At 68.5% G+C, this 22,055-nt stretch carries 22 protein-coding genes and 5 pseudogenes; 13 read left to right on the top strand and 14 right to left on the bottom strand.

Translation table 11 applies throughout. The annotated features are described in order from the left end of the window. Positions 1-202: 202 nt before the first annotated feature. Both BEK98_RS38180 and BEK98_RS38175 read right to left on the bottom strand, forming a co-directional pair. The gene (locus tag BEK98_RS38180) at positions 203-424 is read right to left on the bottom strand and encodes a helix-turn-helix domain-containing protein (protein ID WP_094221353.1); all 222 of its coding nucleotides are present in this window, start codon (positions 422-424) and stop codon (positions 203-205) included. Next, positions 424-909, bottom strand: a complete 486-nt coding sequence (locus BEK98_RS38175) for a DUF2975 domain-containing protein (RefSeq protein ID WP_094221352.1) — start codon at positions 907-909, stop codon at positions 424-426. The genes BEK98_RS38180 and BEK98_RS38175 overlap by 1 nt, the downstream gene beginning before the upstream one ends. Before the next feature lie 390 nt (positions 910-1,299). On the opposite strand from BEK98_RS38175, the gene BEK98_RS49230 reads away from it, so the two are divergent. Next, complete coding sequence (locus BEK98_RS49230) at positions 1,300-1,611, top strand: hypothetical protein (protein ID WP_167444348.1); 312 nt, start codon at positions 1,300-1,302, stop codon at positions 1,609-1,611. 68 nt (positions 1,612-1,679) lie between these two features. Here the strand turns inward: BEK98_RS49230 and BEK98_RS48220 are convergent. The 6 genes and pseudogenes from BEK98_RS48220 to BEK98_RS38150 form a co-directional block, all read right to left on the bottom strand. Beyond that, positions 1,680-1,787, bottom strand: a pseudogene (locus BEK98_RS48220) (IS5/IS1182 family transposase); the annotation flags it as partial. Positions 1,788-1,857: 70 nt separating this feature from the next. Further along, entirely contained in the window at positions 1,858-2,373 is a 516-nt protein-coding gene (locus BEK98_RS38165; protein ID WP_279635498.1) for an NUDIX domain-containing protein, read from the bottom strand. Next, the gene (locus BEK98_RS51420; RefSeq protein ID WP_208643351.1) at positions 2,363-2,728 is read right to left on the bottom strand and encodes a hypothetical protein; all 366 of its coding nucleotides are present in this window, start codon (positions 2,726-2,728) and stop codon (positions 2,363-2,365) included. Before BEK98_RS51420 ends, BEK98_RS38165 begins: the two co-directional genes overlap by 11 nt. A gap of 22 nt (positions 2,729-2,750) precedes the next feature. Beyond that, positions 2,751-2,846, bottom strand: a pseudogene (locus tag BEK98_RS51415) (IS5/IS1182 family transposase); the annotation flags it as partial. Between the two features lie 117 nt (positions 2,847-2,963). Next, positions 2,964-3,116 (bottom strand): annotated as a pseudogene (locus BEK98_RS48205) (IS5 family transposase); the annotation flags it as partial. Between the two features lie 47 nt (positions 3,117-3,163). After that, the gene (locus BEK98_RS38150) at positions 3,164-4,330 is read right to left on the bottom strand and encodes a Gfo/Idh/MocA family protein (protein ID WP_094221347.1); all 1,167 of its coding nucleotides are present in this window, start codon (positions 4,328-4,330) and stop codon (positions 3,164-3,166) included. Positions 4,331-4,439: 109 nt separating this feature from the next. Between BEK98_RS38150 and BEK98_RS38145 the strand changes: the two genes are divergently transcribed. Further along, on the top strand, positions 4,440-4,775 hold the full coding sequence (locus BEK98_RS38145; RefSeq protein WP_094221346.1) for an ArsR/SmtB family transcription factor: 336 nt from the start codon (positions 4,440-4,442) through the stop codon (positions 4,773-4,775). A 244-nt stretch (positions 4,776-5,019) separates the two neighbouring features. Here BEK98_RS38145 and BEK98_RS49640 read toward each other — a convergent pair whose 3' ends face one another. Then, positions 5,020-5,466, bottom strand: coding sequence for a hypothetical protein (locus BEK98_RS49640; RefSeq protein ID WP_208643350.1), 447 nt, complete (start codon positions 5,464-5,466; stop codon positions 5,020-5,022). A 444-nt stretch (positions 5,467-5,910) separates the two neighbouring features. Between BEK98_RS49640 and BEK98_RS38135 the strand changes: the two genes are divergently transcribed. Next, positions 5,911-7,116, top strand: a complete 1,206-nt coding sequence (locus BEK98_RS38135; protein ID WP_208643349.1) for a hypothetical protein — start codon at positions 5,911-5,913, stop codon at positions 7,114-7,116. Between the two features lie 190 nt (positions 7,117-7,306). Here BEK98_RS38135 and BEK98_RS38130 read toward each other — a convergent pair whose 3' ends face one another. Together BEK98_RS38130 and BEK98_RS38125 are read right to left on the bottom strand one after the other, a co-directional pair. Further along, on the bottom strand, positions 7,307-7,711 hold the full coding sequence (locus BEK98_RS38130; protein WP_094221344.1) for a cupin domain-containing protein: 405 nt from the start codon (positions 7,709-7,711) through the stop codon (positions 7,307-7,309). After that, positions 7,708-9,156, bottom strand: a complete 1,449-nt coding sequence (locus BEK98_RS38125) for an MFS transporter (RefSeq protein ID WP_094221343.1) — start codon at positions 9,154-9,156, stop codon at positions 7,708-7,710. The genes BEK98_RS38130 and BEK98_RS38125 overlap by 4 nt, the downstream gene beginning before the upstream one ends. Positions 9,157-9,213: 57 nt before the next feature. Between BEK98_RS38125 and BEK98_RS38120 the strand changes: the two genes are divergently transcribed. Next, the gene (locus BEK98_RS38120) at positions 9,214-9,882 is read left to right on the top strand and encodes a TetR/AcrR family transcriptional regulator (protein ID WP_094221342.1); all 669 of its coding nucleotides are present in this window, start codon (positions 9,214-9,216) and stop codon (positions 9,880-9,882) included. 162 nt (positions 9,883-10,044) lie between these two features. Beyond that, positions 10,045-10,140, top strand: a pseudogene (locus tag BEK98_RS48200) (IS5/IS1182 family transposase); the annotation flags it as partial. A 40-nt stretch (positions 10,141-10,180) separates the two neighbouring features. Here BEK98_RS48200 and BEK98_RS38110 read toward each other — a convergent pair. Beyond that, on the bottom strand, positions 10,181-10,576 hold the full coding sequence (locus BEK98_RS38110) for an LppU/SCO3897 family protein (protein WP_094221340.1): 396 nt from the start codon (positions 10,574-10,576) through the stop codon (positions 10,181-10,183). A 648-nt stretch (positions 10,577-11,224) separates the two neighbouring features. Then, positions 11,225-12,208: a S8 family peptidase gene (locus tag BEK98_RS38105; protein WP_244202152.1), complete on the bottom strand. Its 984-nt coding sequence runs from the start codon at positions 12,206-12,208 to the stop codon at positions 11,225-11,227. A gap of 447 nt (positions 12,209-12,655) precedes the next feature. On the opposite strand from BEK98_RS38105, the gene BEK98_RS38100 reads away from it, so the two are divergent. After that, positions 12,656-13,222 carry a MepB family protein gene (locus tag BEK98_RS38100; RefSeq protein WP_094221338.1) on the top strand — a complete coding sequence of 189 codons (567 nt, stop codon included), beginning with the start codon at positions 12,656-12,658 and terminating at the stop codon, positions 13,220-13,222. Positions 13,223-13,800: 578 nt separating this feature from the next. On the opposite strand, the gene BEK98_RS38095 is transcribed toward BEK98_RS38100, so the two are convergent. Continuing rightward, positions 13,801-14,136 carry a hypothetical protein gene (locus BEK98_RS38095; RefSeq protein WP_094221337.1) on the bottom strand — a complete coding sequence of 112 codons (336 nt, stop codon included), beginning with the start codon at positions 14,134-14,136 and terminating at the stop codon, positions 13,801-13,803. A 187-nt stretch (positions 14,137-14,323) separates the two neighbouring features. On the opposite strand from BEK98_RS38095, the pseudogene BEK98_RS38090 reads away from it, so the two are divergent. From BEK98_RS38090 to BEK98_RS38060, 7 genes and pseudogenes are all read left to right on the top strand, one after another. Next, positions 14,324-14,914 (top strand): annotated as a pseudogene (locus BEK98_RS38090) (DUF6000 family protein); the annotation flags it as partial. Between the two features lie 563 nt (positions 14,915-15,477). Beyond that, positions 15,478-16,602, top strand: a complete 1,125-nt coding sequence (locus BEK98_RS38085; protein WP_094221336.1) for an FAD-dependent oxidoreductase — start codon at positions 15,478-15,480, stop codon at positions 16,600-16,602. Positions 16,603-16,654: 52 nt separating this feature from the next. Further along, entirely contained in the window at positions 16,655-18,166 is a 1,512-nt protein-coding gene (locus BEK98_RS38080; RefSeq protein WP_094221335.1) for an FAD-dependent monooxygenase, read from the top strand. A gap of 126 nt (positions 18,167-18,292) precedes the next feature. Continuing rightward, entirely contained in the window at positions 18,293-18,931 is a 639-nt protein-coding gene (locus tag BEK98_RS38075; protein ID WP_208643348.1) for a TetR/AcrR family transcriptional regulator, read from the top strand. A gap of 115 nt (positions 18,932-19,046) precedes the next feature. Continuing rightward, the gene (locus BEK98_RS38070; protein ID WP_244202151.1) at positions 19,047-19,514 is read left to right on the top strand and encodes an ester cyclase; all 468 of its coding nucleotides are present in this window, start codon (positions 19,047-19,049) and stop codon (positions 19,512-19,514) included. A gap of 158 nt (positions 19,515-19,672) precedes the next feature. After that, positions 19,673-20,440: a pirin family protein gene (locus tag BEK98_RS38065; protein ID WP_094221333.1), complete on the top strand. Its 768-nt coding sequence runs from the start codon at positions 19,673-19,675 to the stop codon at positions 20,438-20,440. 293 nt (positions 20,441-20,733) lie between these two features. After that, complete coding sequence (locus BEK98_RS38060; protein ID WP_094221332.1) at positions 20,734-21,801, top strand: MBL fold metallo-hydrolase; 1,068 nt, start codon at positions 20,734-20,736, stop codon at positions 21,799-21,801. The last annotated feature ends 254 nt before the right edge of the window (positions 21,802-22,055 follow it).

Raw genomic sequence — 22,055 nt, 5'->3', positions numbered from 1 at the left:
TCCGATGAGTCGAGTGACTCATCCGCGGATGGGTCGTTCCGATCGACGTGGGGCGAGGTGATCTCTCGGATGAAGAGTGGGGTCAAGCGACTACGGCGAAGCCCTGACGCTCGCCCAACGACCAACCCCCGCCCTTCCGCGCTGGAAGGACGGGGGCTTGCGGTGGTGGGTGAGGGGGCACCCACGCCCACCCTGGGGCACGTCATCCGCCCGTGGCGTCCTCGGCCTCCCAGCGCAGCAAGTCGCCCGGCTGGCACTCGAGCACCTCGCAGAGCGCGGCGAGCGTCGCGAAGCGCACCGCCTTGGCCCGGCCGTTCTTCAGTACCGCCAGGTTGGCGGGCGTGATCCCTACACGGTCCGCGAGCTCGCCCACGGACATCTTCCGCCTGGCCAGCATCACGTCGATGTCGACGGTGATCGGCATCAGATCACCTCGTCCAACTCGGCCTGCATCTGCGCCGCTTCGACGTCGCGCGCGACGGCCTGGGCGAGCAGCATCCGCAGCACGAGCACGATGAGCGCGACCCCCAGGATGGCCAGGCCGATCCCGCCCATGATGAGGGTGACGCCCGGGTCGTCCCGCTGGCCCGGCGCATTGAGAGCCGTGACCGCGAACCACACCAGGGCAGCCGCCACGATCGCGCCGATCACGCCGTCCACGTACCGGAAGGCGGCATGGGAGAACACGGTTCCCCGTCGCACCATCGTCACCAGCCGCCATACACAGACCAGGGCGACCTGAGCCGAGACCATGCCCAAGATCGTGATCACGCGCAGCGGGGTCAGCGGGAGCGACCCGTCCTCCGGGTCGGTTGCCAACGCCCACACCATCAACGCCTGCACGAACACAGTGCCGGCGAGCACCACCACGAGCACGGCACGCAGCGCACCCACTGTCAGCTTTCCCATGACGCATCCTTCAATCGAGTTACGATGGGAATCTATCGAATCTCGATAGGTGAAGCAAGGGCTGGGACGCAGGGTGGGCGGCGGTTTCACACCGTGATGGGACGCCGCCCCACCCATAACGTGGCGTTGGCATTTGAGGGATTTAGACCATGTCCGGTCAGATGTATGACTGCCGCTTCGATACTGATCGCGTCCCCGAGCTCTTGGCACGGGTGGAGCGTGACGATGACTCCGAAGGGTCGAAGGAGCTGGGATACCGGCTCACCCTCGAGCATGACTTGGTTACGCCCGCCAGCTTCGCCGCTCTGCCACACCTGGTCCGCCTCGCGTCTGGCAGCCCGGAGGCACGCGGTCTGGCTGGCGAGATCATGGAACGCGCAGCAGGGCACCATGGCTGCGACGATCTGTTGGCGGACTGCGCCGACGCGATCGCGGAGTGTCGCCATCGGTGGCTACGGGCGCTACTCGGCGATCCGGGACTGGGATCTGGGGGACGTGTACAGACGCGACCTGCGGCCAGCGCCCGCCGAGAAACTCTCCGGCATCGGCCGATGGATGTATGAGACCGCCGTCTGCGATGGGGAAGACGTGCTCGCCAACGGGATCGCCCATCTCTTCGGCGAGGCGGAGTGCCCAAGCTGTGCCAGCGTCTTCAACATCGCGGATGAGTACACGGCGGCCAATTGCCCTGTCTTGCGGTAATGCACAAGGGATCGGCACCGGTTCGGCTGTGGATCAGGCGCGGAGCCACAGCCGAATCGCGGCGACGTTGACCTGTCGAACCCGGTCGGACGACCGCCCTTGCTGCCTCGGTGTCGGCGGTGGGCCCGCTGGTCCCTTGGCTCCGGGATGGTGTGCTTGATTTGGCGTCGCCGCAGGAGCGCATCGCCGACTCGGAGGCTCGACTTGTCGAGCTGCAGCGGACTGCCGAGTGACGGACGCTTCGTATCAGCGGGCGGACTCCAGCCATCGCGCATGCTGACGGACGCGCGATGCGTCCTCAGGGAAGTAGCCGGCCCAGTCCTCGTCCAGGTGCGTCCAGGCTGCTGGCTGTCCGCTCTCTGGGGCCAAAGGTGTTGCAGCATCCACGATCGCGACGAATGACAGCCCAAGTGTCGCCGACCACTCCGGGTGATACGAGCGCACCGTCGCCGCGGCGGGTTCCGGCAGCAGCTCCGCCTCGACACCGGTCTCCTCGAAGAGCTCGCGGCGTGCTCCTTCTCGGGGTGTTTCCCCCAGCTCAACGCGTCCGCCCGGCGGAACCCAACCCCGCCACCGGTGGTGAACCAGCAGAACCCGAGCGAGATCTTCGTCGAAGACCCACACCTCTGCGGCAAGAGGCTCCGAACGCCCCTGGCCGGCGGAGGCCAACCACTTGCCAGCGCCGTCGAACTCCATTCTCGCCAGCCGGACATCCGTAGCTGCGGCCTCTACTACCCGATGGTCAAACGCATCATGAATCACCGGGACAACATAGGGCGACGGTCTGACACCGGGATGGCGTCGAACAACGTCCCGGACGCCTACGCAGCTCACAGACGATCCGAACGCCACGCAGGTCGGTAATCTCGGCCACGACGTGCCGATCCTGTTCGACAACTGCCTCGACGGGATCGAGGACGCCGAAGGCGACATCCATCAGCCACTGGGCACGATCGATCTCGCCCTCCACGACGGGTTTGCTGCCTTCGACCCCGAGCGGGCCCTCCAGGCGCCCCAGCCGGGTGCGGGCGGTGGCGCGCAGACGGCTCGGCGGCACCCCGCCGAGGACAGCCTTCGGCAGGTACTCCCACTGAATCCCGGCATGCAGCACGTACAAGATCCCGCACAGCACCTCACGGTCTGGAAACCAGCGGCAACGACCACGGCCGGCCCCGCAAAGTGCCGTTGCCGCCCCGCTCCCGCACCACCTTCAACAGACCCGAAAACTGCGTCATCCGCAGCCCCTAAGCTCCTCGGCTGCCTCTACCACTGCCTGCAGAACCGTACGACCTACGACCCGGAAGGGGCATGCGCCCTGCCCGTCTCACTCGCTGCCTGACCGCCGAACTTGACCTCTCGGCGACATGAGATGTCTTCGTGCTGAGCCCGCCACGTGAACGGCCGAGGGCTTCATCGGGACGGTGCTGGGTGGGGCGGGTGCGCTTGCCGCGTTTCCGTGGCGCCTTCTTGCGAGCGCCGGCGGCGTGCTGGTGAGCGCGGCACACCGGAACGATCGGCAAGAGAGCGAGTCACGCGACCCGTCGGACACGTCCTAGCCGCTGACGCGCTGGCGCTCGCCGGTGGTGGCCGCCTGCTGGACGTGATCGAGTAGGCGGTGGTGGCGCACGGCGTGGGCGAGGTCGGGGACGGTGTGGGTGCCGTCGGTGAGGTCGGCGTGCAGTTGCGCGTAGGCGTGGGCGACAGCGTAGGCCATGGTGTGGCGTTGCCCGGCGAGTGCGGGGACGTTCGCGTCGTAACGTCCTGGGACCGGCAACTCGGCCAGTTCCGCGTCCCTGCCGCGGGCGCCGTGGATGGTGACCTGCCCGAACTGGAGGTGCCCGGAGTCCCCGGTGATCAGCAGGTCGCCCTCGGTCCCGTTGATCTCCCACAGGAAGTTGGTGGAGCGGGCGAGTCCGCCGCGGTAGTGGACGGAGGCGACGGCGCCCGATTCGAGGGTTCCGGTCACGGCGATCTGATCGTCGACGTTTGTGGGCAAGGGCTGCCCGGTCTCCTCATGCCGGACTTCGGTGCGCCGGGTGGCCGTGGTGGCGCTGAGTTCGGTGAACTCGCCCAGCACCGAGGCGAGTCCGTCGATGGTGTGACCGAACGGGATCGTCAGCATCGTGGCGCCGTTGGCACGGTCCCATATATAGGCGCTGCGGCTGTCATACGTCGCGCCCCATTTTCCTCCTGAGGCGACGACACTGGTGGACAGCACCTCCCCGACGTACCCGTCCGCGACCAGGTCGCGCAGGTAGCGGACCGGTGGGGCGGAGCGCGCCTGAAGCCCGACGAAGCCCCGCAGCTTCCGCGAATCCGCGAACGCGGCCATCTCCTCGGCCTCCGCGGTTCCGTTGCCCAACGGCCACTCGCTCAGTACGGTCTTCCCGGCTGACAGCGCGGAGGTGACCAGTTCCCGGTGATGCGGCACCTTCACGGTCACGACCACCAGGTTCACCTCGTCCCGCTCGACCAGCTCCTCGGCGCTGCCGAACGCCAACGGAACGCCGAACTTCTGCCCGGCGGCCTTGGCCGACTCGGCACTGCTGGCGCTCAGAGCGCGCAGCTCGTAGGCGTCGGGCAGGGCGGCGAGGGCCGGGACGTGGGCCCTTCCTGCCCAGCCGCCGTCGGCGCTGAGCCCGATGATGCCCACGCCGATCGGGGCGGGCGGAGCGGACGCGGGGGTGGACACGTGTGTGGACGAAAGAGAGGAGGGCATGGCAGTTCCCTTCGCATGACCGGTGCCACCGGCTGGTGATCACCACCGTAAACCTATGTTCGCTTGAATGCGAACATAGGTTTTCAGGGGCTGCGTGGATACTGGGAACGTGGCCAGTCGAACCTCATCCCCGTTGCTCCACCCCAACGAGCAGGACATGGACCTGTTCACGGTGATGGCCGCCCTCAGCGACCCCGTCCGCCTGAGCATCGTGGCAACCCTCGGTGCCAAGTCCGAGGTGGCCTGCGGCTGCTTCGACCTCCCGGTCGGCAAATCCACCAGCAGCCGTCACTTCCGAGTACTGCGCGAGGCCGGAGTGATCCGGCAGCGGGACGAGGGCACGCGCCGCATCAACTCCCTCCGCCGCGAGGAACTGGACCGGCGCTTCCCCGGCCTGCTCGACCTCGTCCTGCGCGAGCTGTCCGCAATTGGCTCCCTCTCGTAGTCGAGAATCGTGTACTTCTCAGCTGACTCGGGTCTGCGGTCAACGTGAGTGATCTCCAGGGGCATAGTGCGGCCAGGTTCCGCCGGCCTCGGCCGCGAGTTGGGCGGTGGTGGCGTCGTGGTGGCCCAGCATGCGGGCGACCACGGGGGCGGGGGCCTGGAGCACGAGGTGGCGGATCGCCGACGTGCGTCCTCGCTGGGTAGGAAACCCAAGTGGCGGAGGCGCAGTTCGAGGGTGTCCGGGGTCATGGGCTGCCCTGCTCGACGGCCGGGGAAGACCATCCGGAGTCCGGATTGGTTGCGGTCATGGTGTTCGGCCGCTGGCCCAGGTAGTCCAGCAGCATGCCGGCGAAGGGCACAGGGACGGGCGACAGTGGGTCGCCGATTCGAATCTGGACCTCGCCGTCCTCACGGAGGACATCGTCTGTGGTGAGCCGTGCGTTCCGGGTGAGCGGTTGCGCGTAGAGGGGGACGAGCGCGGCGGCCATGCGGTCCTGGAGAAGGATGTCGTCGCGGTTGACGGCCTGCCCTAGCAGGGTGAGCCGTTGGTGCTGGGCGAGCGGAGTTGGGTTGCTGGTGGAGCGGCTGACCCGCGCATACGAGTCGCTGGAAGCCGTCGCTGTCCAAACGCTGAATGTCGAAGCGGTGCTGCGGGCCGGGGAGGCAGAGTCGAAGGACAGGTGCCAGGGCAAGAAGTGGGTCCCATGGGACGATCAACGATTTCTACGACGATGTGAACGGCTGGGCCCAGGCACCGCCCACGGGTCATCGCGGTCCTCGCTGTGCGAACCATCGCGCTGCCCCTCGGCCTGACAGCGTGTGCGTTCGGCGTAGGCAGGCAATCAACGGCCGCAACGCAGAGGTGCGTACCGGTCCGGGAAAGGAATCCGGCCGAGTAGAAAGCGGCGGCGCTCAGCTGACAGTCATCAGGCACTCCGGGACGAAGAAAACGGTCGCGGCTGAATTTTCGCCTGTTCGTCATCTCCAGGCCGCCGTTGATGCCATGTCGCGCTCCCTGGGGATCCAGTTCACTGGAGCGCCCCCCTCAACCGGACCTGAAAGAGGGACGTATGTCGAGACGCATGCTGAAGCGCGGGTTTGTCACGCTCGTCGCTGTCGGCCTTGCCTCTTCCGCAATGTCGACCACCACGGCATCGGCGGCCGGCACCCCGCTGACGCTCGCCGTGTTCGGCGACTCGCCGTACGGCAAGTCGGCGTACGCGCCCGCGGGGCAGAGCGCGGACACGTCGCAGTTCCAGAAGACCCCGGCATTCATCGGCACCATCAACAGTGCCCCGACGATCAGCGACGTCATCCACGTAGGCGACATCCACTCGGGCAAGGAGTTCTGCACCGACGCCTACGACGCCTCGATCGCCTCCGCGTGGCAGACCTTCACCAAGCCGCTCGTGTACACGCCGGGCGACAACGAATGGGCCGACTGCCACAAGGCGTCGAGTCTCACCTCGCCTGGTCAGGGCGGCGGCTTCTACGACTCGGCCTCCGGTGCGATCAACTACATCGGCACGAGCGGCCTGTCGACCAACACGGCGGACTGCGTCAGCTACCACTGCGGCAACCCGCTCGACAACCTCGCCAAAGTCCGGCAGGACTTCTTCGCGCAGCCCGGCCGCACCCTCGGCAGCGGGACACTGAACGTGGTGTCCCAGGCCACTGCCTACGACCCGAGCCACCCGGGCGACGCACAGTACGTCGAGAACGTGAGGTGGGCACAGCACGACATCGTCTTCGTGACCATCAACGTGCCGGGCGGCTCCAACAACGACGCCGACCCCTGGTACAAGGTGCCGACCGCGACTCAGGCGCAGACCGACGAGCGGACCGACCGGACCGCAGCCGACATCCGCTGGCTCGATGCCGCCTTCGCCGACGCCCGGGCCGAGCACGCCAAGGCCGTGGTGATCACGGCACAGGCCGACATGTGGGACCTCGACGGCAAGACCAAGGACCACCTGACGAACTACGAGCCGATCATCAGCGAGGTCGCGGCGAAGACGACCGAGTTCCGCCGTCCGGTGCTGATGCTCAACGGCGACTCGCACCTGTACCGCTCGGACAACCCGCTGTCGCCGACGGCGGCGTGCACCGGCGAGACGGACCCGGCCACCGGCGCCGGCGTGTGCGCCCACGACCCACACAACAACGCGTGGAACGAGCACCCGTACTACAACGTGCCGAACTTCCACCGAATCGTCGTGCACGGCAGCACCACCCCGCTCGAATGGCTGAAACTGACCGCAGATCCGAACGCCAACTACCCCGTTACCGACACAACCTACGGCCCGTTCAGCTGGCAGCGGATGCCACAGCCACAGCTGTAATACCGCTGAGCGCACACGACCGGTCACGGTGTCCCATGTGGACTCCTGGCCGGTCGCGTCCCTGCAAAGCAACCGCTACAGCTCGAACGTCAGCTGCCCGGAGGATTCGAGTGCGGCGTGGCGGGCTTCGGCCTGCGTACTGGGCGAGGTTGTGGTGGCCCGGCAGCGCATCCGCCGGGCCACATTCCGCTCAGCGAGTGCCGGTGCGCTTTTCGAGGCGGGTGCCGTGGCGAAGGGTGATCGACATCAGGTCGCTGGGGGCATCCAGCTCCAGGCGGTGCCAGCGACCGCGGGGGACGATCACGCCGGTGCCTGCCGGCAACTGCACCATGTCCTCGTCGCCGTCGGGCCCGGCGGGACGGAAGTAGAGGCGGACACCGCCGGTCAGGCAGCACACCGCCTCCTCGGCCTCCGGGTGCATCTCCCAGTGGTCGGCGTGGACGTCGGCGTCGGTCTCCACGTGGAACGTCGCGATCTGCCAGGCGCCCAAGTCGCCGCTCGTCATCCGCCGTTCGGCAGCCTGGACGCCGCCGTCGGGGTGGATGTGCAGCGCCGAGGCGAACAGGTCGATGGGTGAGATGGGGGTCGTCGTCATGACGGCGTTCCTTCCAGTCGGTTCTCTGCGGGGACGGCGGGCCGCGGCGCAGCTGTCTCGGTCCGGTGGCGGGGCAGCACGCCGATCGCCACGACCGCCGCGATCACGAAGAGGGTGGCGGCGATGGCCAGGCCCAGGGCGTAGCCGTCGTTGAGCGAGGCAGGGTTGGCGGCCGTGCCGGTGCGGTGTGTGGCGAGGGTGGCCAACACGGCCAGTCCGATGCAGCCGCCCAGTTGGCGGGAGCTGTTCATGAGGCCGGAGGCCATGCCGGCCTCGCCGGGGGCGACGCCGGTGGTCGCGGCGGCGACGATCGGGGCGATGACCAGTCCGACGCCGACACCGGTGACGATGCAGGGGCCCAGCACGTCGGTGAGGAAGCCGCCGTCGGGGCTGATGAAGGCGAACCAGGCCAGGCCGGCGGCTGCGAGCAGGGCGCCGGGCACCAGGGATGCACGGGGGGTGCGTGCCGAGGTGACGCGGGTCGCGACGAGGCTGCCGGCGACCAGGCTCGCGGAGAAGGGCAGGAACGCGGCGCCGGTCGCTGCGGGACCCATGCCCAGAACCTGCTGCATGTACAGGGACACGAAGTAGAACGCCGCGAACTGCCCGGCAGTGGAAAAGAACACCAGCACATTGGCGCCGGCGACCCAGCGGCTGCGCAGCAGGCCGAGGCGCAACAGCGGTGCGGGAGCCCGGGATTCAGCGACGACGAAGGCGCCCAGGAGCGCGGTCGCGGCGACGAGCATCGCCCACGTGGCGGGCGAACCCCACCCTTGGGCGTCGGTGCGGACGACACCGAGCACCAGCAGCCCGACTCCACCGGTCGCCAGGACGGCGCCAAGCACGTCCAGCCTCTCGCGCCGGGCGGGGCGCGCATCGGCAGGCACGCCTGCGAGAACCAGCGCGAGAGCCACCACCACGATGGGCAGATTGATCAGCATCACCCAGCGCCAGCCCGCGTATTGGGTCAGCAGACCGCCCGCCAGCACCCCCAGCGCTCCGCCCGCTGCGTTCACCCCGCTCCACACTCCGAGCGCGCGTACGCGCTGCGGGCCCTCGGTGAACGAGGTGGTGAGCGTCGCCAGCGTGGCCGGGGTGGCTGCGGCAGCCCCCAGGCCCTGACCTGCGCGGGCGGCGATCAATTGCCAGGGGGCCTGGGCAAGCCCGCCCGCCAGCGAGCACAGCCCGAAGACGGCCAGGCCCAGCACGAACAGCCGACGCCGACCGTACAGGTCGCATGCGCGGCCCCCCAGCAGCAGAAATCCGCCGAGCGTGAGCGCGTAGACGTGCACGACCCACGACAGGTCGAGTGGTGCGAACCCTAACGCGGTGCGCATTGCGGGCAGTGCGACGTTGACCACCGACAGGTCCAAGGCGACGGCGAACTGTGCAACGGCCACCGCCGCCAGCACCACTCCGGGCCGCCCTCGCGAGTTTTTATACATGTAAAGAAAGTAACCTCAGGGGATCGCCGCTGTCGACACCTGGGGGATGATGAGGGCATGCCGCAACCGTCCGCACCGCGCAAAACCCTCGGCCGACCTCCCCGCATCTCCCGTGAGGAGGTCGTCACAACGGCCCGCCGGATCGTGGACGCGGAAGGCGTGGACCGGCTGACCATGCGGCGGCTGGCCACGGAGATCGGCAGCACTCCGATGGCGCTCTACCACCACGTCCGCAACAAGGAAGAACTGCTCGTCCTGCTGCTGGACGACTACGCCGCGCGGACGCTGCACCGCCCGGAACTGCCTGCCCAGCCTCGCGAGCGGGTAGTCGTCGCCGCTGCCGCGATCCACGAGGCGCTCGCCGCCTGTCCCTGGATCGTGGAGGTGCTGACCGCCGACGACCTGATGTCCACATCCGCCCTGTGGTTCGTGGAACAGATCGTCGACGGCCTGGTCGGGTGCGGACTGACCCCCGAGCGGGCCGTACACGGATACCGCACGATCTGGTACTACACCGCCGGAGAGATCGTGGTCCGGACGACAGCGGCCCGGAGGCGCACAGACGACGACCGTCCCACCTACCGGGAGCGAGTCTTCGCCGATCTCGACCCGAGCGAATTTCCCCGCTTGGCGCAGCTCGCGGCCCATTGGGCACCGCTGACCGCCGAGAACACCTACCTCGATGGGCTCCGAGCCCTGGTGGAAGGCCTCCTTGCTGCCGGCTGACGAGCCTCCCCGAGGAGATGCGCCTGACCGCTGACCGGACACTCCCGGTGCGGATCCCAGGGCCGTCAATTGTCGGCAAACGATGGCGAATTCAAGTGGTCAGCGCATCACCGCTGCTCAGGAGGCCATCGTAGACCTGTGCCGGAGTGGCTGACCTCATGCGGCATCCGCCACCGCCTGGCACGCAAGGGCATTGAGTCCTCCCAGCGGTTGGGCCAACATCGTTGGGTCGTCGAACGGAGCATCGGCTGGCTGTCCGGGACCCACCCGAGACTTGGCGAGCGTAGGCTGCGCCCGGCTATTTCTCGCCCTTCTCGTCGTTTTTCTTGAAGCAGACGACGAACCACTTTCCGGGGCCTGACTGGGTGAGCGAGCCGGTCGTGCCCGGGACATCGGAGCACGAGAAGGTATCGACGACTCCGTCCCTGTCCATCTTCAGGACCTTGTAGTCGGCATGCGGGTCAGTGCAGTCGAGCTTCTTGGTCTTCGCCTCCTTGTCCGTCCCGATGTTCTGGAAGCAGTCACCGGCCTTGAGCGTCGCGGACTGGTCCTTCGTGTCGTACGGGCCCAAGGCCCAGAACGCCACCATGCCCGCGAGGACAAGGATCAGACCGAGGAAGATCAGGCGGTTGCGCCGTATCTGCTCCGAGGTGTACGAGGCGTTCAGGCCACCCAGGGGCGGAATTTGGGACACGGGTAGTTCCTCAGGCGGTGGGGAATCGCGAAGACGACGACGAATCTAGCCCAGCTGCTTGTACTCGTCGTTTGCCGCCCCCTGCTGGAAGAACCTTGGCGACGGCGTCCGTCACCTACCAGGCGGGAGCGTTCTTCTTGAATGTGTGGTGTGGCGGTGTCACCACCCGCCCGCCCGTCTGCGCGCCCATGCGCCCATGCGCCCATGCCCTGATAGCCGGCATCCGCGAGGATCTCCACGAGCGGTCCGTCGGCCAGGAGCTTGACCAGCCCCAGCTGTCTGGCCTGGGTCATATCCGCGCGACTGCCCGGCCGGCCCTCCACCTCCGGCAGAACCCGGCTGCCCGGTCGCGAGAGAACGGCATCGGTCCTCTCCGCGCCGGCCAGGAACCGGCCGACGCCGAGCACCACGGACTCGGCGGGGCCAGGTAGGGGTGAACTCGCTCCAGGCTGCCTGCCAGATCCGGACGATCGGCGGTAGCTGCCCGCCCGGATCGGAGGCGGCGAACGCATCCAGAGCCTGCTTGGCGGCCGTCCCCGCGACGACCGGGTCCGCATGGTGTGGGCGCGGTGGCCGCGCGACATGCGGCCGCCATTCCGATGAGGCGCGGCGCTTGGGTGGCCGTGCGATCGGGGCGGCCGGGGCAGGTCAGAGGCCGCCGGTGTTGAGCAGCCGGTTGGGGGTGTCGGAGCGGACGCCGCGCACGACACCGCGGGTGGCCGCGTGATCGAGCCAGACGTGGACCTCGTTGGCCGTGGCGTGGGGGTGTGCCGACAGGTACAGCGCGATCACGCCGGTCGCATGCGGCGCGGCCCAGGATGTCGCGCCGTCGTTCTCCGTGGTCGTACCGCCGCCGGCGAGGGCGGCAGTCACCTTCTGGCCGGGGGCGTACAGGTCCACGCAGCGTCCGTAACCCGATCCGTAGGAGTCGGTGTCGCTCCACGCGCGGTCGGTTGAGGTCGAGGCCGCCACGACGATCGTGCCGGGGACGCCGGCCGGGGAGTGCTTGCAGGCGTCGTCATGGAAGTTGCCGGCCGACACCACCGTCGGGATCCCCGCGTCGACCATCTTCTTCACGGCGGACTCCACGGCCGCCGACCGGCGGTCGAAGTTGAGCGACATGTTCACCACCGCGGGCTTCTGCGCGTGCGCGGTGACCCACTTGACCGACTTCACCACGGCCGCCTCGGCCGCCGCCGGGGAGCCACCGCCCTCGCTCTCGCACAGCACGCCCTGGACCCGTACGAGCTCTGCCTTGGGCGCCACCCCGTACTTCGCCCCGCCGATGATGCCCGCGACGAAGGTGCCGTGGCCCATCCCTGCCTCACTGAAGCAGTCGCCGGAGTCCTTCGGGCCCACGAAGTCGGCGCCGAGGTGGGCGCGTCCGCCGAACTCCTTGTGGGCGATGTCCATTCCGGTGTCGATCACGTAGACGTGAACGCCCTTGCCCGTGGCGGTGGTGGTGAGCTTCCCGTTCAGCGGCCGCGACCGCTGGTCCAGGATGTCCAGGTTCCACGGCACGTGCCGGGTGATGGGCGCCAGTCCGGTCTGCGCGATCCCGGACAACTTCCCCACGGTGCCCGCAGACGTCGGCGCCGAACCGGACGACGTCCCGTCCCCGGACAGCGCCACGGACTCCCCCTTCCCGTGCGCGGGGAGCTTCCCACCGCTCCCCCCGGCCGCCGAGCCGGCTTCCCCGCCGCAGGCCGAAGCCCCGAGTACCGTCGCCATAGCCACCGCCACGAGCCCGGCCTTCGTCACGTTCCGTGTCACAACGCCCCCCACACCCCTGCTTCGTACACAATCAGCGCACAAGACGACCACAGGAAGCGGGCGGTTCCAGCGGAAGGTTCGGGTGGGTCGGTTCACACGCTCGACCGAAGCCTGTCCGGCCGCTCCCGGGGCGGGACTTGATGCCGGTACCCCGGAGCCCCCGTCCCGCAAAGAGAAAAAGGGCTCGACCGGACGGAGGCCAAGGACGGGGTGAACTCCGCTGTCGTCGGCGACCACGCCCTGCGAGGGTTCCTGCCGATCAGTACGGCGGGACGTCGTTCCGGACGAGGGTGACAGGATGGCGGCATGGTGACGAATCAGCCGTGGGCCGGGCTTCACGGTGATCTGCAAACGGCAAAGGCGCTGGTGTACGACGCCAGTGGTTTCGCTTGCTCGCTGCCGGTGCCCGAACCGGAAGGCGCCGAGTACGCTGCGTGCGCGTTCACACTCGATGGCCGCTCGATCCGGTTCCGCGTGGCCAAGACGACCCCGAAGAAAGTGGGCCAGTTCGTCACCGTGTGGCAGCGGTCCGCAAAGGGGCCGATCCGGCCCTTCGACGCCGACGACCATGTGGACCTCTTCGTCATCAGCAGCCACCACAAGGACGGCTTCGGACAGTTCGTGTTCCCTGGCGAGGTGCTGTGCGAACACGGCATCGTCTCCCGCGACGCCTCCGGCGGGAAGCGCGGCTTCCGCGTGTACCCGCCGTGGGTGACCACGACCAGCCGGCAGGCCCGCACCACGCAGGCATGGCAGGTGAACTACTTCCTCCACCTCGGCCAGGACGGCCCTGCCGACCTGACGCGCGCCCACGCCCTCTACCGCCCGCACCCGCATCAGCGGCACGGAGGGACAGACGTCGTACGTCCCTGAACGGGAGGCCACGAAGCTCTGCGGTGGTGCCCGAGTCATCGTGCGGAGCGCCGCTGAAGAGGTTCAAAGCGGTCTGGATGAGCACCGCCCAGCGCTCTTCCTCGGTCCGGTCCGTCGGCCCCTTCGCAGGCAGCGGCTCGTGCACGAACGTCCGCGCCTGCGCCAGCCGCACACCGCGAAGGCCAGCAACGACACCGCCATTGCTGCGATCTCCACCACGTACCCCCACCGTCGTACGTCTCCCGCCTCCCCTAAGGACTCCCACCAGCCTCGGCGTTGCCAGCACTCGCGGTAGAAGCTGGACGGTCGACCGAGCGCTCATCGCAGAGGCTGAGCCGCCACGCATCCGTCGTACGACCGCCTCGGACACAGACTTCGCGGGCTGCTGCGCCTCGCCGGCGCCCACGCGCACCAGACGGCTTTAGACCGCCCACTGACCCAGCGCGCGGTCTGCGGCGCCGCGCCGCCGAGCGTGTTCGCTGGACTGCTCACTCGCCGCCTGGGAATGCCGCACGATACGGATCGAGCAGGCCGAGCACGCGCGGACGACGCAACTGCCAGCACCTCGACTTGCTGCGCTAGCCCCCGCCGCCCGATGCCGCCCGGAAGCCACGGTCTTGAATCACCGGGAAGGCATCCTGCGTGGTGGCCACCCACGCGTCGATCTCGGCATGGGACGTCCTGATGGCGCTGATCAGCTGGTTGAGCACGTCCAGCTTCGGCTGGCTGACGTTCAGGCTGAGCTGCTCCAACGACACCTCTCGGTACGGCATGCGCAGCTGCCACCAGAACCGCATGAGGTAGCGGCATTCCTGCGGCTCGCGGTCGTCCGCAAGGCGATCATGGATCACCGCTTGGACGCGCCGCCGCTGATCATCGTCCCGAAAGCCATTCCCCAGGTCCGTCAAGGTCACTGTCGGACACTAGCAACCTCGTTCACTGCGCCGGACGTGTCCCGTAGGCGCTGAGCATGTGTGCCGAAGCACGGCAGTCGTCACCGCCGGTGGCGCCGAACCCCGGCGTGATGTGGGAAAGGACTGGTCCGATGGCGCTTCAGCGAGTCATGATCCTGTGGTGCGCCATGCCCATGAGGGTGCCGAGATGCCGGACCTGGTCCGTCGCTATGTCACCCCGGATCGCCGCTACCTGAAACTCAGCGGCAATCTGCTGCGCCTGGAGGGTCCTGAATACGGCCGATTCACGCGATCTCTCAGCGAAGACGCCGGAATCATCACCTCGCACGAGCTCGCCGTACTCCTGGAAGGCGGGTGGCGTGAGCGCAGGACCCCCGCTTGGCTCATCGCCGTCTCCGGCCGAACCGAGTTCCGCGAGCGCCTGGGAGATCTCCTGCTGGCCAGCGAGGTCTGCTGTGCGGGCTTGGCGTACTGCCTGGCCCTGGCCACCTTCGGCACGCCCGATGATGCTGACCTGCTGGCCGCCTACCTCGATCGCTACCTCCGTCGTCCCGACCTCGCCCACGACCAGCCTGTAGCTCTGGGAGCCCTGCTGTACATCGACCTGAACTTCGGCGCCGACCAGGCCGCGCGCTTTCTGGCCCCGGGCGGCCTCTGGTATCAGTGGCTCCAAGGCACGCCAGCAGGCGGCGTGTCCAGGTCCCCCGCCACCTACCTGAGCCTGATCCACCGGCTCTGCGCCTTTGCCGACGAGTGCGCCGAACTACGTTCATCGGGATGCCCCCAGCACTCCTCGGCCGGCTTGGCGCCACGAGAGAGTTTCAGCCGCCGGTCAGCCGATCAACTTGGGGGCCTTGCTGGGCAATGCCTGCTGTGCCGCGTCCTTCGACTCCCAGAGCAGGGCTGCGCCCACCTGTTGGCTTCGCTATCGGAGAGCCACGCCTTGAAGCGGATCCTCGGGACTTCGGGCGTACCACTCGGGTATGTCCCGCCATGCTGTGCCCGTACGGAACTTGCGCACGATCCCCGTTGAGGACTCTGCGGTCGGCCGGCCGCTTGCGCCGGCGCAACGACGCGGGCAGGAAAGGCCAGATGAGCTCCCACTCCGATCGCCGCGGATTCGGAGGGCGGCAGGCTGACCGCGCACCTGGAGGACCGCCTGTATCGGCCCCGGGACGTCGAGCTGCCGAAGTCCGGCGCCGGTTCGGGGAGATGGCCTGGCCCGCACGTATCGGGGGCCTGTCGGTCCGATGTCGGCGGCTTGTCGGCGGGGTCCGGCATCTTTCCATCAGATCCTGCCGGGTGCCCGTCCGGCAGGCGTACGACAGGCAAGGAGTCACCATGCGCAATGACGTCACGATCATCGGTGCCGGACTCGGCGGCCTGACTCTCGCCCGCGTCCTGCACGTCCACGGAATCCCGGCCACGGTCTACGAGGCGGAGTCCTCCCCGAGGGCGCGCGCGCAGGGCGGGATGCTCGACATCCACGACTACAACGGCCGGCCGGCTCTCCAGGCGGCGGGCCTGACGGACGAGTTCCGCGGCCTGATCCTGGAAGGCCGCGAGGCGACACGGTTCCTCGCGCCGGACGGGACCGTTCTGGTCGACGTGCCCGACGACGGCACGGGCGAGCGCCCCGAGGTGCAGCGCGGCGAGCTGCGGCAGATCCTGCTCGACTCGCTCCCGGCCGACACCGTCCGGTGGGGTCACAAGGTCAGCAGTGCCCGTGCTCTGGGCGAGGGTCGCCACGAGGTGACCTTCGCCGACGGCGCCACCGTCGTCACGAGTCTGCTGGTCGGCGCGGACGGTGCATGGTCCCGGGTCCGGCCGCTGCTCTCCGACGCCACACCCGAGTACACCGGCAGGTCGTTCGTCGAGACCTACCTGTTCGACGGCGACACCCGGCACCCGGCCACCGCGAAGGCGGTCGGCGACGGCTCGCTGTTCGCGCTCGCGCCGGGCAAGGGGATCCAGGCTCACCGGGAGCGAGGCGGAACCCTCCACACCTACGTGGCGCTCTCCAGGCCGCTGGAGTGGTTCGCCGACATCGACTTCACCGACTGCGCCGCGGCGACCGCGCGGATCGCGCGGGAGTTCGACAGCTGGGCGCCGGAGCTCACCGCACTGATCACCGACAGCGAGACCACGCCGGTCCTGCGCCCCCTCCACGCCCTGCCGATCGAGCACCGTTGGGACCGGGTGTCGGGGGTGACCCTGCTCGGCGACGCCGCCCACCTCACGGCCCCGAACGGCGAAGGCGCCAACCTGGCCATGTACGACGGCGCCGAACTCGGCAAGGCCATCGCCGCACACCCCGATGACATCGAGACCGCGCTGAGCGGATACGAGCAGGCCATGTTCCCCCGCAGCGCCGCAGCGGCCGCCGAAGGCGCCCAGCTCAACGACCTCCTCTTCGGCGACGACGCACCCCAGCGCCTGATCACCATGTTCGAGCAGGGCCGGTGAGCATGCCGGTCACCCACTGGGCCGATATATCCGCTTCAGAAAGGTGATCTTCGTGTACGACATAGTGATCGTGGGCGCGGGCCCGGTCGGCCTGTTCCTGGCCTGCGAGCTCGGCCTCGCGGACTGCTCCGTCCTGGTGCTCGAGCAGGAGCGGGGGCTCCACTCCCCGCGGAGGGCACTCCCCCTCGGGCTGCGGGGCCTGTCAGCCGCGTCGGTCGAGACGTTCTACCGTCGCGGGATGCTGCAGCAGTTGCTGACGGCGTCGGGCGTCAACAACTATCCCGACGCGTCGGACGAGCCGGCGCCTCCTCGTCAGGTGGGCCACTTCGCCGGCATGGTGCTCGATCCGGCCAACGTCGACGTCGCCGCACTGCCGTTCCGGCTTCCCAGCCCGGCAGGGGAAGGCGTGTTGACACACCTCGACGCGGTCGAGCGGGTGCTGTCCGAGCGGGCAGCCGAGCTGGGCGTGGAGATCAGGCGCGGTGTCAGGGTCTCTGGCGTCACGCAGAACGAGGAGAACGTGGTCGCGCACACCGGCGCGCACGAGTACGCGGCGCGCTGGCTCGTCGGCTGCGACGGCGGACGCAGCACGGTGCGCAGGCTCGCGGGCTTCGACTTCGTCGGCACAGAGCCGCAGTTCACGGGCTACACCATGCTCGCCACCGTCGCCGATCCCGAGAAGCTGCGCCCTGGGTTCCATCTGACGCCGAGGGGCGTGTACCTGCAGATGTCCGGGCAAGGACACATCGCTGTGATGGAGTTCGACGCAGGCGCGTTCGATCGCTCGCAGTCGCCGAGTCGCGAACACCTCGAGGCGGTTCTGCGCCGCGTGTCCGGCACCGATGTGACGCTGAGCGATGTCCACCTTGCCTCGACCTATACCGATCGGGCGATGCAGACGACGACGTACCGGCAGGGACGTGTCCTGCTCGCGGGCGACGCCGCACATATTCACTCTCCCCTTGGAGGGCAGGGACTCAACGTCGGCATCGGCGACGCCCTCAACCTGGGATGGAAGCTCGCGGCGACCGTGCGCGGGGACGCGCCGGAGGGGCTTCTCGACACCTACACCCGTGAGCGCCATCCGATCGGCGCATGGGTGCTCGACTGGACTCGCGCCCAGGTGGCGACCATGATGCCGGACCGGCACGGTCAGGCGGTTCAAGCGCTGATCCGCGACCTGATCGGGACCCGTGACGGAACGGCCTACGTGTTCGAGAAGCTGTCCGGATCGTCGGTCCGCTACGACCTCGGCAGCGAGCAGCCGCTGGTCGGTCGCAACGCCCCGGAACTTCGTCTTGAGGACGGCACCCGCCTCGGCGACCTGATGCGGGAAGGACGAGGCGTCGCCCTCGATTTCACCACCGACCGCCGTCTGAACGACTCGGCGAAGGGCTGGGCCAAGCGGATCCGCTACGTAGCCGGGCCGGCCCGCAACGACCTCGGATTCGGTGCCGTGCTTGTCCGACCTGACGGCATCGTCGCCTGGGCAGGCGACAGCGCCTTTGATCGTGAAGCGTTCGAGCGGGCAGCCGGCCACTGGTTCGGCAGTCCGGCGATCTGAGCAGGTACCCCGTTCCCGTCGCGCGTTGCCGTCGGTCCGGCATTCGGTGCGGATGGCGAAGGGTGACCGCGGTGCGCTGAAGCAGCTGTTTGACAATGAACTCAAGCGGCTGCTTGAGTTCATTCCGTGGTACGGGCGGAAAAGACGGATCTGCGTCGAGAGGCTGGTCAGCGCACACGGGACGGTCTGCTGACGGCCGCCCTGGAGCTGCTCGCGCAACGGGGCCAGGAGGGCGTGACACTCCGCGAGATCACGGATCGCGCCGGAGCCAACGTCGCCGCGGTGAGTTACCACTTCGGGTCGTTGAAGGCGTTGCGCGACTCCGCGATCGAGCACGCGCTGGAACGGTATCTGGACGCGCAGATCCTGGCACTCGATTCCCTTGACTCCACCTCGACACTTCAGGAGCTGGCGGCAGCGTTCGCCCGGCCCATGATGCGCGCGCTGGCGGCCGGCGGACAGGACCTGGCCGTGATGCGGACCGTGGCACGCGTCGGAATCGATCCGCCCCAGGGGTGGGAGCGGCTGGCCGGCAAGTTCGAGCAGACTCGGCGGGATGCCCTTCGAGTGCTGTCGGCGAACCTTCCCGGAGTCGACGAGCAGGAACTGATCTTCCGTACGCGATGCGCGGCCGGCCTGCTGAACTGGCTCGCGCTGGCACCGATCGGCGCCGAGCTGGCCGCCATGCCCGCCGAGCAGATCGAGCGGCAGCTGGTCCCCGTGGTGGCCGGGGCGTTCCACGGGTACCCCGCCGTCGGCCGCTGACCAGCCCAAAGGCCGTCGCCACCAGAGAATTCAAACGATTGCTTGACAAGGCCCCCGACTGTCGGCATATATTAAAGCAATCATTTGATTACCATCGCGGAAGTGGAGAGTAGCGATGGCTACTGACGCAGAAGCCGTGGTCCGGGCGGCGTACCACGCGGCGGAAGGCAGCGTCCTGGACGTCCAGGGGTTCAAGGACCTGTTCACCGCGGACGGCGTGTTCAACAACGTCGTCGCGGGCGAGAGCTACCGGGGTGAGCACCTGGGCGACCTGGTCGCCTACATGGGCCGGCTGGCGCCCGACATCCACCGGGAACTGCACAGGTTCCACGTCATGGGCGACATCGTCACCGTCGAGCTGTCGGTCAAGGGCACCGTCACCGGGCCGTTCGAGACGCCCGCCGGGGTCATCCAGCCGACCGGCGCCAAGCTCGACATCCCGACCGCCGACTTCTGGTACGTCGAAGACGGCAAGATCAAGGAGTTCAACTGCTACGTGGGCGTGAGCGTCATGCTCGCCCAGCTCGGCGTGCAGTCGGACTTCGCCTCCGCCGTCAAGGCATCGACGCCCGCGGCGAACTGACCACCCCGGCCGAGGAGGAGGAAGGTGTGCGTCCGCCCGGCAGACAGACTCCTTCCTCCTTCCGCCCCCTCACACGGCCCGCAGTCCGGGCCAGCGCACCGTGCCGCGCGACCAGACGGTGCGCGGCGAATCCCGACCCGACTCGAAAGGGCATACCCGTGGGCACCACACCCGCACCGCTCATCGATGTCCACCGCTCCGACGGCCGGTCGGAGACCCGTCTGACGTGGCTGCGCGGCAGGCACTCGTTCTGGGTCGGCGGCCAGCCCTACGATCCGGGCAACACCCACCACGGCCTGCTGGTGGTCCACAACGAGGACACCATCAAGCCTGGTACTGGCTTCGACACCCATCCGCATCGGGACATGGAGATCGTCACCTGGGTTCTGGAGGGGTCGCTGGTACATCAGGACTCGGCCGGCAACTCCGGAGTCATCTATCCGGGGCTTGCCCAGCGGATGAGCGCCGGCACCGGGATCCTGCACTCGGAGAAGAACGACTCCCCGCGCCTCGGTCGAGAGCGCCACACAGACCCGGTGCATCTGATCCAGATGTGGGTCGTACCCGACGAGACGGGCGTGACGCCCGGCTATGAACAGCTGGAAGTCGACAACGACCTGCTGTCCGGAGGCCTGGTGACGGTGGCCTCGGGCATGGCCCGGCATCACGGCGATGCCGCCATCCGGATCCGGAACCGTCACGCTGCACTGCACGCGGCCCGGCTGATGCCCGGCCGGCCTGTGCAGCTGCCCGAGGCTCCCTATCTGCACCTGTTCGTCACCCGCGGCTCGGTCGAGCTCGAAGGCACCGGCACGTTGAACTCGGGCGACGCGGTCCGCTTCGCCGCCAGCGGCGGCCAGCGGATCAGTGTCTCCGCACCCGCTGAAATTCTCGTCTGGGAAATGCACGCGGACCTCGCAATCTGACCGTGCCGGGGGGGGGCGCCGGGCACCGGCTCGCGCGGCCCAGTGCAGCACGGCGGACGGAACGCGTATCGCCACCGGCTGAGGGCGGTGGCCTGGTCAACGTCATCCCCACCTGTCCCGACGGACTACGGGCCAGCACGCCGCCACAGCATCCACGAGATCCCGCTGATGTCGCCTCACCTGTGCAGACGCGTGAGTCAGCCCAGGAGCGCGAACAGGCCGCCCACTCCACGAACCGCTCTCGAACCGCGTACGACCGGACCGACCCGACGTAGCGAAAGGCAGTTGAGACCATGTCCGTGTTCGACTCCCCCACCAGCCGCCGTTCCCTTCTCGCCCGTTCCGCGAAGGTCGCGGCCGTCCCCGCCATCGCGGCGCTCGGCAGCAGCGCTCTGATAACACCGGCCTCCGCCGACACCACCGGGCTGCCGGACTACGCCCCGATCCCGCCCTCCGCGCTCGGCCCCGCCGTCAACGCGCAGGGCTACTACGTCGGGCGGATCGAGCGCAATCTGTACTGGGTCACCGACGGCACCTACCAGGCCGCCTTCTTGACGACGAAGGACGGCGTCGTGCTGTTCGACGCACCCCCCACCATCGGACGCAACCTGCAGCGCGCCATCGACGAGATCGCCCGCGCCAACGGCGTGTCCAACAAAGTCACCCACATCGTGTACTCGCACCACCACGCCGACCACCTCGGCGCGTCGTCCCTCTTCGGCCGTGACGTGGAGCGCATCGGCCACGCCGAGACCCGACGCCTGCTGCTGCGCGACAACGATCCGGCCCGCCCCGTGCCCGATGTCACCTTCGAGCGCCGCAAGACTCTGCACATCGGCGGGGAACGTATCGAACTGGCCCACCTGGGTACCAACCACACGCCCGACAACGTCTACATCCACTTCCCGGACCACGACACGCTGATGCTGGTCGACGTCAACCTGCCGGGCTGGGTGCCGTTCCAGAGCTTCAACCTCGACGAGGACGGCCCCGGCTCCATCGCCGCCCCGGCCAAGGCCCTGGCCTACCCGTGGAAGCACCACGTCGGCGGCCACATGGGCCGGCTCGGTACCCGTGAGGACATGACCGTCCATCAGCAGTACATCGCGGACCTCGTCGACGGCGTCAAGGCCGCGCTCACCCACGTCGACCCCACACCGTTCTTCGTCAAGTACGGCGACAACACGTGGGCCGCGGTGAAGGAGTACCAGTCGGCTCAGACCAAGTACGCCGCCGATCCGGTCATCAGGAAGTACACCGGCGTGCTTGCCGCAGCCGACGTCTACACCCAGAGCACCGCGTTCGTGATCCTCGAATCCATCCGCCTCGACCTCGGCATCGGCTCGCAGGTCCACGCCTGACGGACCGCCACCTGCCGGGCGGGGCAGGATCCCTGGCGACCTGGGTTCGGCTCTCGACCACTCCGCAGACCCGGGCGATCGCTGAGGACAGCCCCACGGCCTGTCGCGTCGCCTCCGCTGTCCGAGGTGTCGCGGTTGATGGGACGCCGGGGCCGCCTGCGACCTTCTGCGGCGCGCGCTCGGGCAGGCGGCGGGCAGTTGGTCGCGATGACCTCCCTCGACCCATGGGCGCTGATGGTCGATTCCAACGGACA

It is taken from the genome of Streptomyces diastatochromogenes (genome assembly GCF_002242805.1).
GTDB lineage: Bacteria > Actinomycetota > Actinomycetes > Streptomycetales > Streptomycetaceae > Streptomyces > Streptomyces diastatochromogenes.
The sequence above is the reverse complement of the archived record's forward strand: the minus strand, read 5'-3'. Positions and strand labels throughout refer to the sequence as shown.